The sequence below is a fragment of the Streptomyces sp. CA-288835 genome (genome assembly GCF_050936385.1).
GTDB lineage: Bacteria > Actinomycetota > Actinomycetes > Streptomycetales > Streptomycetaceae > Streptomyces.
This window is the reverse complement of the sequence record NZ_JBNJMW010000001.1, coordinates 2,823,773-2,836,231: the sequence shown is the minus strand read 5'-3', so window position 1 is coordinate 2,836,231 and position 12,459 is coordinate 2,823,773. Positions and strand designations below refer to the sequence as shown.

Here is a 12,459-nt window from a genome sequence, read left to right as displayed (position 1 = left end):
GGCGCAGCCCCAGCGGGGTCCAGGGGCGGAGCCCCTTGGTATGGGACGGGTAAGGGCGGCGGGGGCGAAAACCCCCTCGAGGCGCGGCAGCCTCCCGTTGTACCGTTCTCGACGTCCCTGCCAAGAGCTTGGCGGGTCATCTACCCCGTACCGGCGGGACATCCGGATACACAACATGTACGTGGGGACTCTGTCCTTCGACCTGCTCCTCGGCGACGTACGGTCGCTGAAGGAGAAGCGTTCCGTCGTCCGACCCATCGTGGCGGAGCTCCAGCGCAAGTTCGCGGTGAGCGTGGCGGAAGTGGGCGATCAGGATCTGTATCGCAGGGCCGAGATCGGCCTTGCGGTGGTTTCGGGAGACACGGGGCATCTGACGGACGTACTGGACCGGTGCGAGCGCATGGTCGCCGGCCGGCCGGAGGTGGAACTGCTGTCCGTACGACGGCGGCTGCACGGCGACGACGACTGACCGTGCACGACGATGGACCGTGTACGCCGTGCAAGACGATGGACCGTGCACGCCGTGCACGACGATGAATGTGCACGCGGACACTCGCGGGCACCCGCGGATACGCGGAACAGGCAAGAAAGAGGGAGACGGACCAGTGGCCGACAACGCGCGGGCGAAGAGGCTGGCGGACCTCATCCGAGAGGTGGTGGCCCAGAAGCTGCAGCGCGGGATCAAGGACCCGCGGCTCGGTTCCCACGTCACCATCACGGACACCCGGGTCACCGGGGATCTGCGGGAGGCGACCGTCTTCTACACGGTGTACGGGGACGATGAGGAGCGCGCGGCGGCGGCAGCCGGTCTGGAGAGCGCCAAGGGCGTGCTCCGCTCGGCCGTCGGGGCCGCGGCGGGCGTGAAGTTCACGCCGACGCTCAGCTTCGTGGCGGACGCCCTGCCGGACACCGCCAAGACCATCGAGGACCTGCTCGACAAGGCACGGGCCTCGGACGCGAAGGTACGCGAGGTCTCGGCCGGCGCCAGCTTCGCGGGTGACGCGGACCCCTACAAGAAGCCGGACGAGGAAGACGAGACTGCAGAGACGGACGGCGACGCCCCGGCATGACCCAGAACAACCGGACGCCCGACGGCCTGGTCATCGTCGACAAGCCGTCGGGCTTCACTTCGCACGACGTGGTCGCCAAGATGCGCGGGATCGCGAAGACCCGCCGCGTCGGACACGCGGGCACCCTCGACCCCATGGCGACGGGCGTGCTCGTACTCGGCGTCGAAAAGGCGACCAAGCTCCTCGGCCATCTCGCGTTGACCGAGAAGGAGTACTTGGGGACCATCCGGCTCGGGCAGACGTCCGTCACCGATGACGCCGAAGGCGACATCACGGCCTCCGCCGACGCCTCGGGGACCACCCGGGACGCCATCGACGCCGGGATCGCCAAGCTCACCGGCGACATCATGCAGGTGCCGTCCAAGGTCAGCGCCATCAAGATCGACGGGGTGCGCTCGTACAAGCGGGCCCGCGAGGGCGAGGACTTCGAGATCCCGGCCCGGCCGGTCACGGTCTCCTCGTTCTCCGTGTACGACGTCCGGGGCGCCGTCGCCGAGGACGGTACGCCCGTACTGGACCTGGTCGTCTCGGTGGTCTGCTCCTCGGGGACGTACATCCGCGCGCTGGCCCGCGATCTCGGCGCCGGCCTGGGTGTCGGCGGCCATCTCACGGCGCTGCGCCGTACCCGTGTCGGCCCTTACAAGCTGGACTCCGCGCGCACGCTCGATCAGCTCCAGGAGGAGCTGACTGTGATGCCCTTGGCGGAGGCGGCAGCGGCCGCGTTCCCGCGCTGGGACGTCGACGCGAAGCGGGCACGGCTGCTGACGAACGGGGTGCGGCTCGAGATTCCCGAGGTGTACGCGGGAGCCGGCGCCGTCGGGGTGTTCGATCACGAGGGGCGGGTTCTCGCGCTGGTGGAGGAGCAGAAGGGCAAGGCCAAGAGTCTGGCCGTCTTCGGCTGACCAGTGCTGACCAGTGCTGACCCGGGGCTGACCAGTGCTGATCGGGGCCGACCGGCGGGTGCGGCCCGTCACAGGCCCCATGCCGATGCTGGGCGAGCGGGTGCGGCATGGCACTCTTGGACCTGCGTATGAGAGACCTGCGTATGAGGCGATCGGTACGCAGCCAATACGGAAGCGGTTTCGACGAGGAGCGGTCACAGTGCAGCGCTGGCGTGGCTTGGAGGACATCCCTCAGGACTGGGGGCGCAGCGTCGTCACCATCGGCTCGTACGACGGCGTCCACCGCGGACACCAGCTGATCATCCGGCATGCCGTGGACCGGGCGCGCGAGCTGGGCGTTCCGTCCGTGGTCGTGACGTTCGACCCGCACCCGAGCGAGGTCGTGCGCCCCGGCAGCCATCCGCCTCTGCTCGCCCCGCACCACCGCCGAGCCGAGCTGATGGCGGACTTGGGCGTCGACGCGGTGCTCATCCTCCCCTTCACCACGGAGTTCTCGAAGCTCTCGCCCGCCGACTTCGTCGTCAAGGTCCTCGTCGACAAGCTGCACGCCAAGGCCGTCGTCGAGGGCCCGAACTTCCGCTTCGGCCACAAGGCCGCCGGGAACGTGGCGTTCCTGACCGAGCAGGGCAAGACGTACGACTTCGAAGTCGAGGTCGTCGACCTGTACGTGACCGGCGCGGCCGGCGGCGGCGAACCCTTCTCCTCCACCCTCACCCGGCGGCTCGTCGCCGAGGGCGATGTCGAGGGCGCGCACGAGATCCTCGGCCGCCCGCACCGCGTCGAGGGCGTCGTCGTACGCGGCGCCCAGCGCGGCCGTGAGCTGGGCTTCCCGACCGCCAACGTCGAGACGCTCCCGCACACCGCGATCCCCGCCGACGGCGTCTACGCCGGCTGGCTGCACACCCAGGGCGAGGCCATGCCCGCCGCGATCTCCGTCGGCACGAACCCGCAGTTCGAGGGCACGGAGCGGACCGTCGAGGCGTACGCCATCGACCGCGTCGGCCTCGACCTGTACGGCCTGCATGTCGCGGTCGACTTCCTGGCCTTCGTCCGCGGACAGGCCAAGTTCGACTCCCTCGAGGGCCTGCTGGAGACGATGGCCCAGGACGTGAAGCGCTGCCGGGAGCTGGTGGAGGCGTACGAGGGGGAGTAGGCGGCTGTTGTACGTGGCTGGGGGCGCCCGGTGCTGTCACCAGCACTGGGCGCCCCCGTCGACGTATCGACAAAGCCGGCTACTGCTGGACGGGCTCCACGGTCGCCGTCCGGACGACCGCTGCCCAGTGGCAGGCCACCTGGGTCCGGCCGTCTCCGGCCAGTACCGGCAGGTCCTGTTCGCGGCAGGCGTCCGCGACGGAGGCGCGCTCGGCCTCTCCGCTCGCCAGGATCTGGCAGCGGGCGTGGAAGCGGCAGCCGGAGGGGATGCGGGAGGGGTCCGGGGGTTCGCCGGTGAGAACGACCGGATCGCCGGGTGACTCCGGCAGGACGGACAACAGGGCCTGGGTGTACGGGTGTTGGGGTTCCGTGAGCACCTGCTCCACTGGTCCCGTCTCCACGATCCGGCCCAGGTACATCACCGCCACCCGGTCGGCGATGTTCCACGCGAGGCCCAGGTCGTGGGTCACCACGAGGGCGGACAGGCCGAGTTCGGTGCGCAGGTGCAGCAGGAGGGCCAGGATCTCGCCGCGTACGGAGGCGTCGAGGGAGGCTACCGGCTCGTCGGCGACGATGAGTTCGGGCTCCAGGACGAGGGCGCCCGCGATGACGACGCGCTGCCGTTGGCCGCCGGACAGTTCGTGCGGGTAGCGGAGGAAGAAGCGCTCGGGGGGACGCAGCCCGGCGCGGGAGAGGGCCTCGGCGACCGCGGCCCGCTCGTCAGCCGCGTACCCGTGGATACGCAGCCCTTCCGCCACCGCGTCGTACACCGTGTGCCGCGGGTTGAGCGAGCCGCTCGGATCCTGAAGGACCAGCTGAACGCGTCTGCGGTACGCCTTGAGGGCGCGCGAGGAGTAGCCGAGGGGCTTGCCCCCGAAGGCGATACGGCCCGCGGTCGGCCGGACGAGCCCCAGCAAGGAGCGTGCCAGCGTCGTCTTGCCGCAGCCGGACTCCCCGACCAGCGCGACGATTTCACCGGGCCGGATGTCGAGGTCGACGCCGTCGACGGCGCGGGCCTGGGCCGCGCCGTGGCGACCGGGGAAGGTGATGTGCAGACCTTCGGCGCTGAGGAGGGGTGCCGTCCCGGAGGGCGGGGGAGGAGTGGTGCTCGTCATGGCGTGCTGCTCCTCGCTTCTCCGACGGCATCTCCGGCGGGGCCTTCGATTGCATCTCCTACGGCTTCGCTTGCGGGTTCTCCGACGGCTTCGGCGGCGGCGGATGCGGTGCCTGCCTCGGTCTCGACCCTGGCCTCGGCCCCGGTCTCGACCCCGATCCTGAGCCCGACCTCGGCCCCGGCTCCGACCGACGTCGCGCCGACGCGTCCGTCTGCCCCGGCCGACCCCGGCACTCCCACGTGCACGCACGCCGCCCTGCGCGCCGGCGCCGCGTCACGCAGCGTCTGGTCCTCTGTCGCGCACCCGTCCAGAGCCACCGAGCAGCGCGGATGGAACGTACAACCGGACGGCAGCGCGGCCGGATCCGGCGGGTCGCCCGGCAACCCGCGCGGCGCGAAGCGCGAGGCCGGGTCGCCGATCCGGGGGAACGCCGCCGACAGAGACCGGGCGTACGGGTGGTGGGCCTGCTCGTAGACCGACCGCGCCGGGCCCTCCTCGACCACCCGGCCCGCGTACATCACCGCGAGCCGGTCGCAGGTGTCCGACAGGACCGCGAGGTCGTGGCTGATCATGATCAGGCCCAAGTCCTGGTCGGCGACGAGTTGTTCGATCAGGCGGAGGATCTGGGCCTGGATCATCACGTCGAGCGCCGTGGTCGGCTCGTCCGCGATGATCAGGCGGGGATCGCAGGCCAGCGCCATCGCGATCATGACGCGTTGGCGCTGGCCGCCCGACAGCTCGTGCGGGTACGCGGACGCGCGTGCCGCCGGAAGGCCCACGTGCTCCAGGAGTTCGCCGGCCTTCTTGCGGGCGCCCGCGGGCGTCGCCTTCTTGTGCAGCAGGATGGGCTCGGCGATCTGGTCGCCGACGCGGTGTACGGCATTGAGCGAGTGCATCGCGCCCTGGAACACGATCGAGGCACCGGCCCACCGTACCGCTCGTACGCGCCCCCACTTCATGCCCAGCACGTCCTCGCCGTCCAGCAGGATCTCCCCGGACACCCGCGTCCCGGACGGCAGCAGCCGCAGCAGCGCGAGCGCCAGCGTCGACTTGCCGCAGCCCGACTCACCCGCGAGGCCTAGCTTCTGGCCGGCGTCCACGGTGAGGTCTACCCCGCGCACGGCGGCGGCCCCACCCGCGTACGTCACTTCGAGGTCGCGTACCTCCAGGAGCCTCAACGGGCCACCCCCAGCCTGGGGTTGAGAACGGACTCGACCGCGCGCCCGCACAGCGTGAACGCGAGGGCGACGACGGCGATCGCGATACCCGGCGGGACGAGGTACCACCACTTCCCGGAACTGACCGCGCCCGCCTCCCGCGCGTCCTGGAGCAGCCCGCCCCAGGAGACCACCGTCGGATCGCCGAGCCCGAGGAATGCCAGCGTGGCCTCGGCGAGGATCGCGGAGGAGATGATCAGCGTCGTCTGGGCCAGCACCAGCGGCATGACGTTCGGCAGGACATGGCGGGACATGATGTGCCAGTGACCGCCGCCGAGCGCCTTGGCGCGTTCGATGTACGGCCGCGACTCCACGGCCAGGGTCTGCGCGCGCACCAGCCGGGCTGTGGTCGGCCAGGTCGTGACGCCGATCGCCAGGATGATCGTGCTGAGCGAACGGGACATCACGGTGGCGAGCGCGATCGCGAGCACCAGCGTCGGCATGACCAGGAACCAGTCCGTGATCCGCATCAGCGCGGTCGCGTACCAGCCCCGGAAGTGCCCGGCGGTGATCCCGATGAGTGCCCCGATCGCCACCGAAAGCACGGCCGCGAGCAGCCCCACGAGCAGCGAGACCCGCGAGCCCCAGACCACAAGACCGAGCAGACTGCGCCCGAACTGGTCCGTGCCCAGCGGGAATTCGGCACTCGGACTCTCCAGCGGCCCGCCCGGCGCATCCGTCACGCTCTGCACGTCGGAGCCGATGGTCAGCGGCGCGGTCAGCGCGACCAGCGCGAAGAGCACGAGGGCGGCCAGGCCGAAGAGACCGGCGCGGTGCGAACGGTACTGCTTCCAGAAGCGGGCCGCCGAGTGACGGCGGCGCTGCCGGGCGAGTGCGCGCGGACTCGCCTTCGCAGCCTGAGGCGGGGGAGTTGCTTCGGTTGTCATCGGCCCACCCGGGGGTCGAGCAGCGGATAGATCAGGTCGGCCAGCGTGTTCATCACGATCACCGCCGCCGCGAAGATGAAGAACAGCCCCTGGACCAGGGGAAGATCGGGCACGCTCAGCGCCTGGTAGAAGAGCCCGCCGAGGCCCGGCCAGGAGAAGACGGTCTCGACGAGGATCACACCCGCGACGGTCCGCCCGAGATTGACGAAGATCAGCGTCACGGTCGGCAGCATCGCGTTCGGCACGGCATGGCGACGGCGTACGAGATCGTCCCGAAGTCCCTTGGCCCGCGCGGTCGTCAGATAGTCGCTGCCCATCTCGTCCAGCAGCGCGGACCGTGTGACGAGCAGGGTCTGCCCGTACTCCACCGCGACCAGCGTGATCACCGGCAGGACCAGGTGATGGGCGACGTCGAGGACGTACGCGAAACCCTCCTCGCCGCCCGACTCCATGCCGCCGGTCGGGAAGAGACCCGGAATCGGGCCGATGCCCACCGAGAAGACGATGATGAGCAGCAGCCCCAGCCAGAACGACGGAATCGAGTAAAGGGTCAGCGCCAGACCGGTGTTGAGCCGGTCGCCGAGCCCGCCGTGGCGCCAGGCGGCACGCGTACCGAGGAAGACGCCGAGCGCCGTGTAGAGGACGAACGCCGTGCCGGTGAGCAGGAGCGTGTTCGGCAGCGCCTCGGTGATCTTGTCGATGACGGGTGCGTTGAACTGGTACGAGGTGCCGAGATCGCCGGTGAGCGCCTTGCCGCAGTACTCCGTGAACTGCTGCCACAGCGGCAGATCAAGGCCGAACTCCCGCCGGTAGGCGGCGAGTTGCTCGGCCGACACCCGGCGCCCGCCCGTCATGTACTTCACCGGGTCGCCGGGGATCAGCCGGAAGAGGAAGAAACTGGTGACGAGGACGGCGAGCAGCGAGACGGCCGCGCCGCCCACCTTGCCCGCCACATACCGCAGATACGCGGCTCTCGTGCGCGCCCGCGGCCCACGGACCGACGGCCCGGCCTCGACGGGGCCGTCGGTCTTCCCGGTCTTCCCGGCTTTCTCGACCAGCGAGGGTGTCGCTTCAGCGGTCATACGGTCATGGACTCTCACTCGGCTCACTCGGTGGAGGGGGGCACTCGGGTGCGCTTAGCGGCGGCACGGTGGCGCGGCGGCTATTCGCGGTCTTCGGCGGTCGCGCGGCGGCGCATCCCCAAGAACGAACCGACGCCCGCCAGGACCACGACCCCCGCGACGATGCCGATGACGACGCCCGCGGAGCTCGACTCCTCGGAGGCTTCGTCGACGGCGGCCGGAGTCGCCGACCACCAGCTCCAGTAGCCGTCCTGGCCGTAGATGTTCCCGGCGTCCCGGGGCATCGTCGTGATCGACTCGATCTGGTCGGTGCGATAGGCCTCGACCGCGTTCGGATACGCCATGACATTCATGTACCCGGTGTCATACAGCCGCGACTGCAACTGCTTGACGAGGTCCGCCCGTTTGGCCGCGTCGTACTCGGCGAGCTGCTTCCCGTACAGCTCGTCGTACCGCTTGTCGCAGATGAAGTTGTCCGTCGCGCCGGTGTCCTTGGGGGTCGCCGGGAGCGCGGCGCAGGTGTGGATGGACAGGACGAAGTCGGGGTCGGGGTTTACGGACCAGCCGTCGAAGGCGAGGTCGTACTCGCCGGCGAGCCATGGATCGGTCACGTTGTCCAGGCAGTTGAGGGTGACGCCGATACCGAGCTCGCCCCACCACTCCTGGAGGTACTTGCCAACTGCCTTGTCCTGGGGGTCGGTTGCGTGACACAGAATGCGGTAGTTGATCGGCTTGCCGTCCTTGCCGACCCGCTTGCCGCCGGCGTTCTTCTTGTAGCCCGCCTGGTCGAGGAGTTGGCTCGCCTTGTCAGGGTCGTACGACAGTTTCTGACCGTCCGTCGGCTTCCAGTGGTACGTCGAGAAACGCGGCGGGATATAGCCCTCGCCCTCCACCGCATAGCCCTGGAAGACCTTGTCGATGATGGTCTTGCGGTCCACGGCCATGAACAGGGCTTGCCGGACCTTCTGATCGAGCAGCGATTCGTGTCCGTCGCCGAACTTCTCGCCGTTCTTGGCCCGCGCGCCCGGATTGGTCGCGAGCGCGTAGAAACGGCGCCCGGGCGCGTCGTTGACCTTGATGTTCTCCTCGCCCTCGAGGGACGAGGCCTGCGCCGGCGTCAGGGCGGGCGCGCCCGCGACGAAGGAGACCTCGCCCTTGCGCAGGGCGGCGACGGCGGCGTCCTGGTCCTTGTAGTAACGGAAGACCAGCTCGTCGAACTTCGGAGCCCCACGCCAGAACGACGTATTGGCCTTCAGCCGTACGAAGCTGTCAGCGGCGTAGTCGGTGACGACGAACGGCCCGTTGCCGACGATGGGGTACGTCCTGTCGTTGTTGAACTTCGAGAAGTCGCCGACGTGCTCCCACACATGCTTGGGCACGATCGGCACGTCCAGCGCGGCCATCGTGGCCTGCGGCTTCTTCAGTTCGATGACGAGCTTGGTGGGGCTCGGGGCGGTGACCTTGCGGAAGTTCGCGACGAAGCTGCCGTTCGCGGTGGCCGCGCCGTCGTCGGTCATCATCTTGTTGAACGTCCACGCCGCGTCCTCGGCGGTGGCCTGCTTGCCGTCCGACCACTTGGAGTTCTCCCGGATCGTGTACGTCCAGGTGAGCTTGTCGGCGGACGGCTCCCACTTGGTGGCCAGACCCGGAATCGCGCGGTTGTCCTTCGGGTCGTAGTTGGTCAGGTACTCGTACATGAGCCGGTGAATGCTCGTACTGACCAGCCGCGTCGCCAGAAACGGGCTCAGCGAGTCGACACTCTGCGCCACGGCGACGGTGAGTACGTCTTTTCCGTCGTCGTCCGCCGCCTGGGCGCGCTGGGGTGCCGGGTTGAGAGGGGTGGTGAGGCCAGCGGTGAGGGTGAGTGCGGCGGTGGCCGCGGCCGCGAGGAGGCGACGAGGGCGGAGGGAGTGGAGGCAGCGGCGGGGAGTGCGCTTGGTCCTGTCGTACGGGGCGTATGTGTCCATGGCTCGCAGACCTCGCTGACCTAGCGTCATCACCGGGAGTTGGTGTGCGTGTTTATCAGCGAAGCTCGGAGTGCGTCAACGGCGGATACACCCCATGTGGCCTGCGGAAATAACAAGTTGAGGCCTATTTGACGACCATTGGTCCAGGCCGGTGAAGGGCGCCTGGTGGGGGCCTGGCGATGGGTCTCGGGGAGGGGGATCGGGGCTGGTGTGAGGGTGTTTCGGGGGTGGCGGGTGGGGTGCGTGTCCGGTCTTGTACGGGGGTCTGTGCGGGCGTACGCGAAGGGCCCGCGCCGTTGGGAAACGGGGCGGGCCCTTCGCGTGGAACTGGGCGGGTGGGGTTCGGCCGGATGGGTTACTGCGGGGGTTGGGGTGGTGGGGTTTGGCCCTGGTTCTGACCTTGGGCCTGGTTCGGGTTCTGGTTCTGGCCTTGGTCTGCCTGGGGTGGCTGGTTTGGCTGGAAGGGCTGACCCGGCTGGAACTGCTGGCCCGGGGCGGGGGGTTGGAAGGGGGCGCCCGGTTGGGGGTGTGCCGGGTGGCCGGGTGCGCCGGGCTGGCCGGGGTGAGGTTGTGCGTTCTGGCCGGGCTGCGGGAATCCGTAACCGCCGGGCTGGGGCTGAGGCGGTTGCCCAGGCTGGGGTTGTCCCGGCTGGGGTTGGGCTGCCTGGCCGGGCTGCGGGAATCCGTAACCGCCGGGCTCGGGCTGAGGCGGTTGCCCCGGCTGGGGTTGCGCGGTCTGGCCAGGCTGCGGGAATCCATAGCCGCCGGGCTGGGGCGGAGTGGGTCCGCCCGGGTGGGGCTGCCAACCCTGGGGTGCGGGTGCGCCGGGGTGGCCTGGCTGCGCGGGGGGTTGGGGGTGGACGCCGGGGTGGGCTCCTGGCTGGGGCTGGGCGCCCGGCTGGGCCCCTGGCTGAGGCTGGCCTCCGGGTTGAGGGCCGGCTTGGTGGCCGGGCTGCGGCTGCGCGCCTGGCTGAGGGCCGGGCTGCGGCTGCGCGCCGGGCTGCTGCGGGTACGGCTGACCGCCAGGCTGACCTGGGTGCTGTGGGTACGCCTGGCCCGGCTGACCCGCGTGGCCCGGCTGGGGCATGGGCGGCTGCTGGCCCTGTGCCGGGAACTGGCCGGGGGCGGGCTGGCCCGGCAGGGGCGGGGCGGCGACCGGCGGCGGGTTGCCGTCCGACGTCCACAGGCCCTGCGACTGCTGGTGCCGTGCGATGTCCTCGGCGACCAACGCCGAGAGGTTGAAGTACGCCTCACGCACCTTCGGCCGCATCATGTCGAGGTCGACCTCGGCACCGGCCGCCAGATGCTCGTCGAACGGCACGACGATCACGCCACGGCAGCGCGTCTCGAAGTGGCTGACGATGTCGTCCACCTTGATCATCTTGCCGGTCTCACGCACTCCGGAGATGACGGTGATGGACCGCGACACCAGGTCGGCGTACCCGTGCGCGGACAGCCAGTCCAGCGTCGTACTGGCGCTGCTCGCACCGTCCACGGAGGGCGTCGAGATGATGATGAGCTGGTCGGCGAGGTCGAGTACGCCGCGCATGGCGCTGTAGAGAAGGCCCGTACCGGAGTCGGTCAGGATGATCGGGTACTGCTTGCCGAGCACGTCGATCGCGCGCCGGTAGTCCTCGTCGTTGAACGTCGTTGAGACTGCCGGGTCGACATCGTTGGCGATGATCTCGAGCCCCGAGGCCGCCTGCGACGTGAACCGCCGGATGTCCATGTACGAGTTGAGGTACGGGATCGCCTGGACGAGGTCACGGATGGTGGCCCCGGTCTCGCGGCGCACGCGGCGGCCGAGCGTACCGGCGTCCGGGTTGGCGTCGATCGCGAGGATCTTGTCCTGCCGCTCGCTGGCGAGCGTGGAGCCCAGCGCGGTGGTCGTGGTCGTCTTGCCGACGCCGCCCTTGAGGCTGATGACGGCGATGCGGTAGCAGGACAGCACCGGCGTCCGGATGAGCTCGAGCTTCCGCTGCCGCTCGGCCTCCTCCTTCTTGCCCCCGATCTTGAACCGTGACGACGCGGCCGCCGTACGCCCGCTCTTCGCCTTCTGCTTCTTGTTGTTGAGCAGCCGGTCCGACGACAGCTCCACGGCCGCCGTGTACCCGAGCGGCGCCCCTGGGTTCGTGGGCTGCCGCTGATCATGCTGCACGGCCTGCGGCCAGGCGGCCCCGGCCCGGGGGTCGACGGGCGGCTGCCCGCCCGGCTGCCCCTGCTGGCCTGGCTGGGGCATGGGCGGCTGCTGCCCCTGCGGGTGCGGATGCGGATGCGGTACGCCGGCCTGGTGCTGGTCCGCCCCGGCCTGCGGGTTCGGCTGTTGCGGGAGAGGCTGGCCGCCCTGCGGCGGGTACGGCTGGCCGGGGTGGGGCTGAGCGTGGGGCGGCGGGGGCGCGCCCTGCGGCATCGGCGCGGAGGTCCCGGCACCGGGCTGACCGGGTGCCTGTCCCTGCTGATCGGGTGCCTGGGGGAACCCGTAACCTCCCTGCTGCGCAGGCGAGTTGGGCGCAGCAGGGTTGGGCGCGCCGGGTGTGCCCGGCTGCGGGAATCCGTACCCGGCCTGGGGGCTGGGTGCCTGTGGCGGCTGGGCCTGTGGCTGTGCGGCGGAGGGCGGTTGAGCAGCGGCCTGCCCCGGTACCGAAGCTGGGGGCTGACCGGCGCCTTGCGCTTGCTGCCCGGGCGCGGGCGGCTGTGGGAAGCCGTAACCGCCCGGCTGGGCAGGCGAGTTGGTGTCGCTTGCGGGCGTGCCGGGTTGCGGGAGTCCGCCGAGGGGCTGGCCCGGTGTGCCAGGAGTGGCGCTCCCCGGCGGCGGGAATCCGTACCCGGCCTGAGGGCTGGGTGCCTGCGGCGGCTGCGCCTGCGGTTGTGCGCCGGCGGGCGGTTGAGCAGCGGCCTGCCCTGGCGCCGGAGCCGAAGGCTGACCGGCACCCTGCGCCTGCTGTCCAGGCGCGGGCGGCTGTGGGAAGCCGTAACCGCCCGGCTGGGCAGGCGAGATGGCGTCGCTTGCGGGCGTGCCGGGTTGCGGGAGACCGCCGACAGGCTGGCCGGGCGTGCCCGGAGCCGG

At 70.5% G+C, this 12,459-nt stretch carries 9 protein-coding genes and 1 pseudogene; 4 read left to right on the top strand and 6 right to left on the bottom strand.

Annotated elements, in window-relative coordinates; translation table 11 throughout:
* Positions 1-175 precede the first annotated feature (175 nt).
* The 4 genes from ACQEVY_RS12760 to ACQEVY_RS12745 all read left to right on the top strand — a co-directional run bounded on the left by ACQEVY_RS12760 (position 176) and on the right by ACQEVY_RS12745 (position 3,125).
* The gene (locus tag ACQEVY_RS12760; protein ID WP_033326870.1) at positions 176-469 is read left to right on the top strand and encodes a DUF503 domain-containing protein; all 294 of its coding nucleotides are present in this window, start codon (positions 176-178) and stop codon (positions 467-469) included.
* Positions 470-605: 136 nt separating this feature from the next.
* Positions 606-1,070: a 30S ribosome-binding factor RbfA gene (gene rbfA, locus ACQEVY_RS12755; RefSeq protein ID WP_432947895.1), complete on the top strand. Its 465-nt coding sequence runs from the start codon at positions 606-608 to the stop codon at positions 1,068-1,070.
* A complete protein-coding gene (gene truB, locus ACQEVY_RS12750) occupies positions 1,067-1,972 on the top strand; it encodes a tRNA pseudouridine(55) synthase TruB (RefSeq protein WP_432947893.1) in 906 nt (301 codons plus the stop codon). The genes rbfA and truB overlap by 4 nt, the downstream gene beginning before the upstream one ends.
* Positions 1,973-2,171: 199 nt before the next feature.
* The gene (locus ACQEVY_RS12745) at positions 2,172-3,125 is read left to right on the top strand and encodes a bifunctional riboflavin kinase/FAD synthetase (protein WP_432947891.1); all 954 of its coding nucleotides are present in this window, start codon (positions 2,172-2,174) and stop codon (positions 3,123-3,125) included.
* Positions 3,126-3,204: 79 nt separating this feature from the next.
* Here the strand turns inward: ACQEVY_RS12745 and ACQEVY_RS12740 are convergent, their stop codons facing one another.
* The 6 genes and pseudogenes from ACQEVY_RS12740 to ACQEVY_RS12715 form a co-directional block, all read right to left on the bottom strand.
* The gene (locus tag ACQEVY_RS12740) at positions 3,205-4,239 is read right to left on the bottom strand and encodes an oligopeptide/dipeptide ABC transporter ATP-binding protein (RefSeq protein ID WP_432947889.1); all 1,035 of its coding nucleotides are present in this window, start codon (positions 4,237-4,239) and stop codon (positions 3,205-3,207) included.
* Entirely contained in the window at positions 4,236-5,417 is a 1,182-nt protein-coding gene (locus tag ACQEVY_RS12735; RefSeq protein ID WP_432947887.1) for an ABC transporter ATP-binding protein, read from the bottom strand. The genes ACQEVY_RS12740 and ACQEVY_RS12735 overlap by 4 nt, the downstream gene beginning before the upstream one ends.
* On the bottom strand, positions 5,414-6,343 hold the full coding sequence (locus ACQEVY_RS12730; RefSeq protein WP_432947885.1) for an ABC transporter permease: 930 nt from the start codon (positions 6,341-6,343) through the stop codon (positions 5,414-5,416). The genes ACQEVY_RS12735 and ACQEVY_RS12730 overlap by 4 nt, the downstream gene beginning before the upstream one ends.
* Entirely contained in the window at positions 6,340-7,425 is a 1,086-nt protein-coding gene (locus tag ACQEVY_RS12725; protein WP_432947883.1) for an ABC transporter permease, read from the bottom strand. Before ACQEVY_RS12725 ends, ACQEVY_RS12730 begins: the two co-directional genes overlap by 4 nt.
* Positions 7,426-7,505: 80 nt before the next feature.
* Positions 7,506-9,392 carry an ABC transporter substrate-binding protein gene (locus ACQEVY_RS12720; protein ID WP_432947881.1) on the bottom strand — a complete coding sequence of 629 codons (1,887 nt, stop codon included), beginning with the start codon at positions 9,390-9,392 and terminating at the stop codon, positions 7,506-7,508.
* A gap of 355 nt (positions 9,393-9,747) precedes the next feature.
* A pseudogene (locus tag ACQEVY_RS12715) lies at positions 9,748-12,081 on the bottom strand (MinD/ParA family ATP-binding protein); the annotation flags it as partial.
* Positions 12,082-12,459: the final 378 nt, after the last annotated feature.

What these genes read in the sequence shown, in the direction of transcription:
- truB (WP_432947893.1), top strand. Translation starts at nt 1,067, where the DNA reads ATGACCCAGAACAACCGGACGCCCGACGGCCTGGTCATCGTCGACAAG.
- ACQEVY_RS12760 (WP_033326870.1), top strand. Translation starts at nt 176, where the DNA reads ATGTACGTGGGGACTCTGTCCTTCGACCTGCTCCTCGGCGACGTACGG.
- ACQEVY_RS12720 (WP_432947881.1), bottom strand. Translation starts at nt 9,392, where the DNA reads ATGGACACATACGCCCCGTACGACAGGACCAAGCGCACTCCCCGCCGC.
- ACQEVY_RS12725 (WP_432947883.1), bottom strand. Translation starts at nt 7,425, where the DNA reads ATGACCGCTGAAGCGACACCCTCGCTGGTCGAGAAAGCCGGGAAGACC.
- ACQEVY_RS12740 (WP_432947889.1), bottom strand. Translation starts at nt 4,239, where the DNA reads ATGACGAGCACCACTCCTCCCCCGCCCTCCGGGACGGCACCCCTCCTC.
- ACQEVY_RS12730 (WP_432947885.1), bottom strand. Translation starts at nt 6,343, where the DNA reads ATGACAACCGAAGCAACTCCCCCGCCTCAGGCTGCGAAGGCGAGTCCG.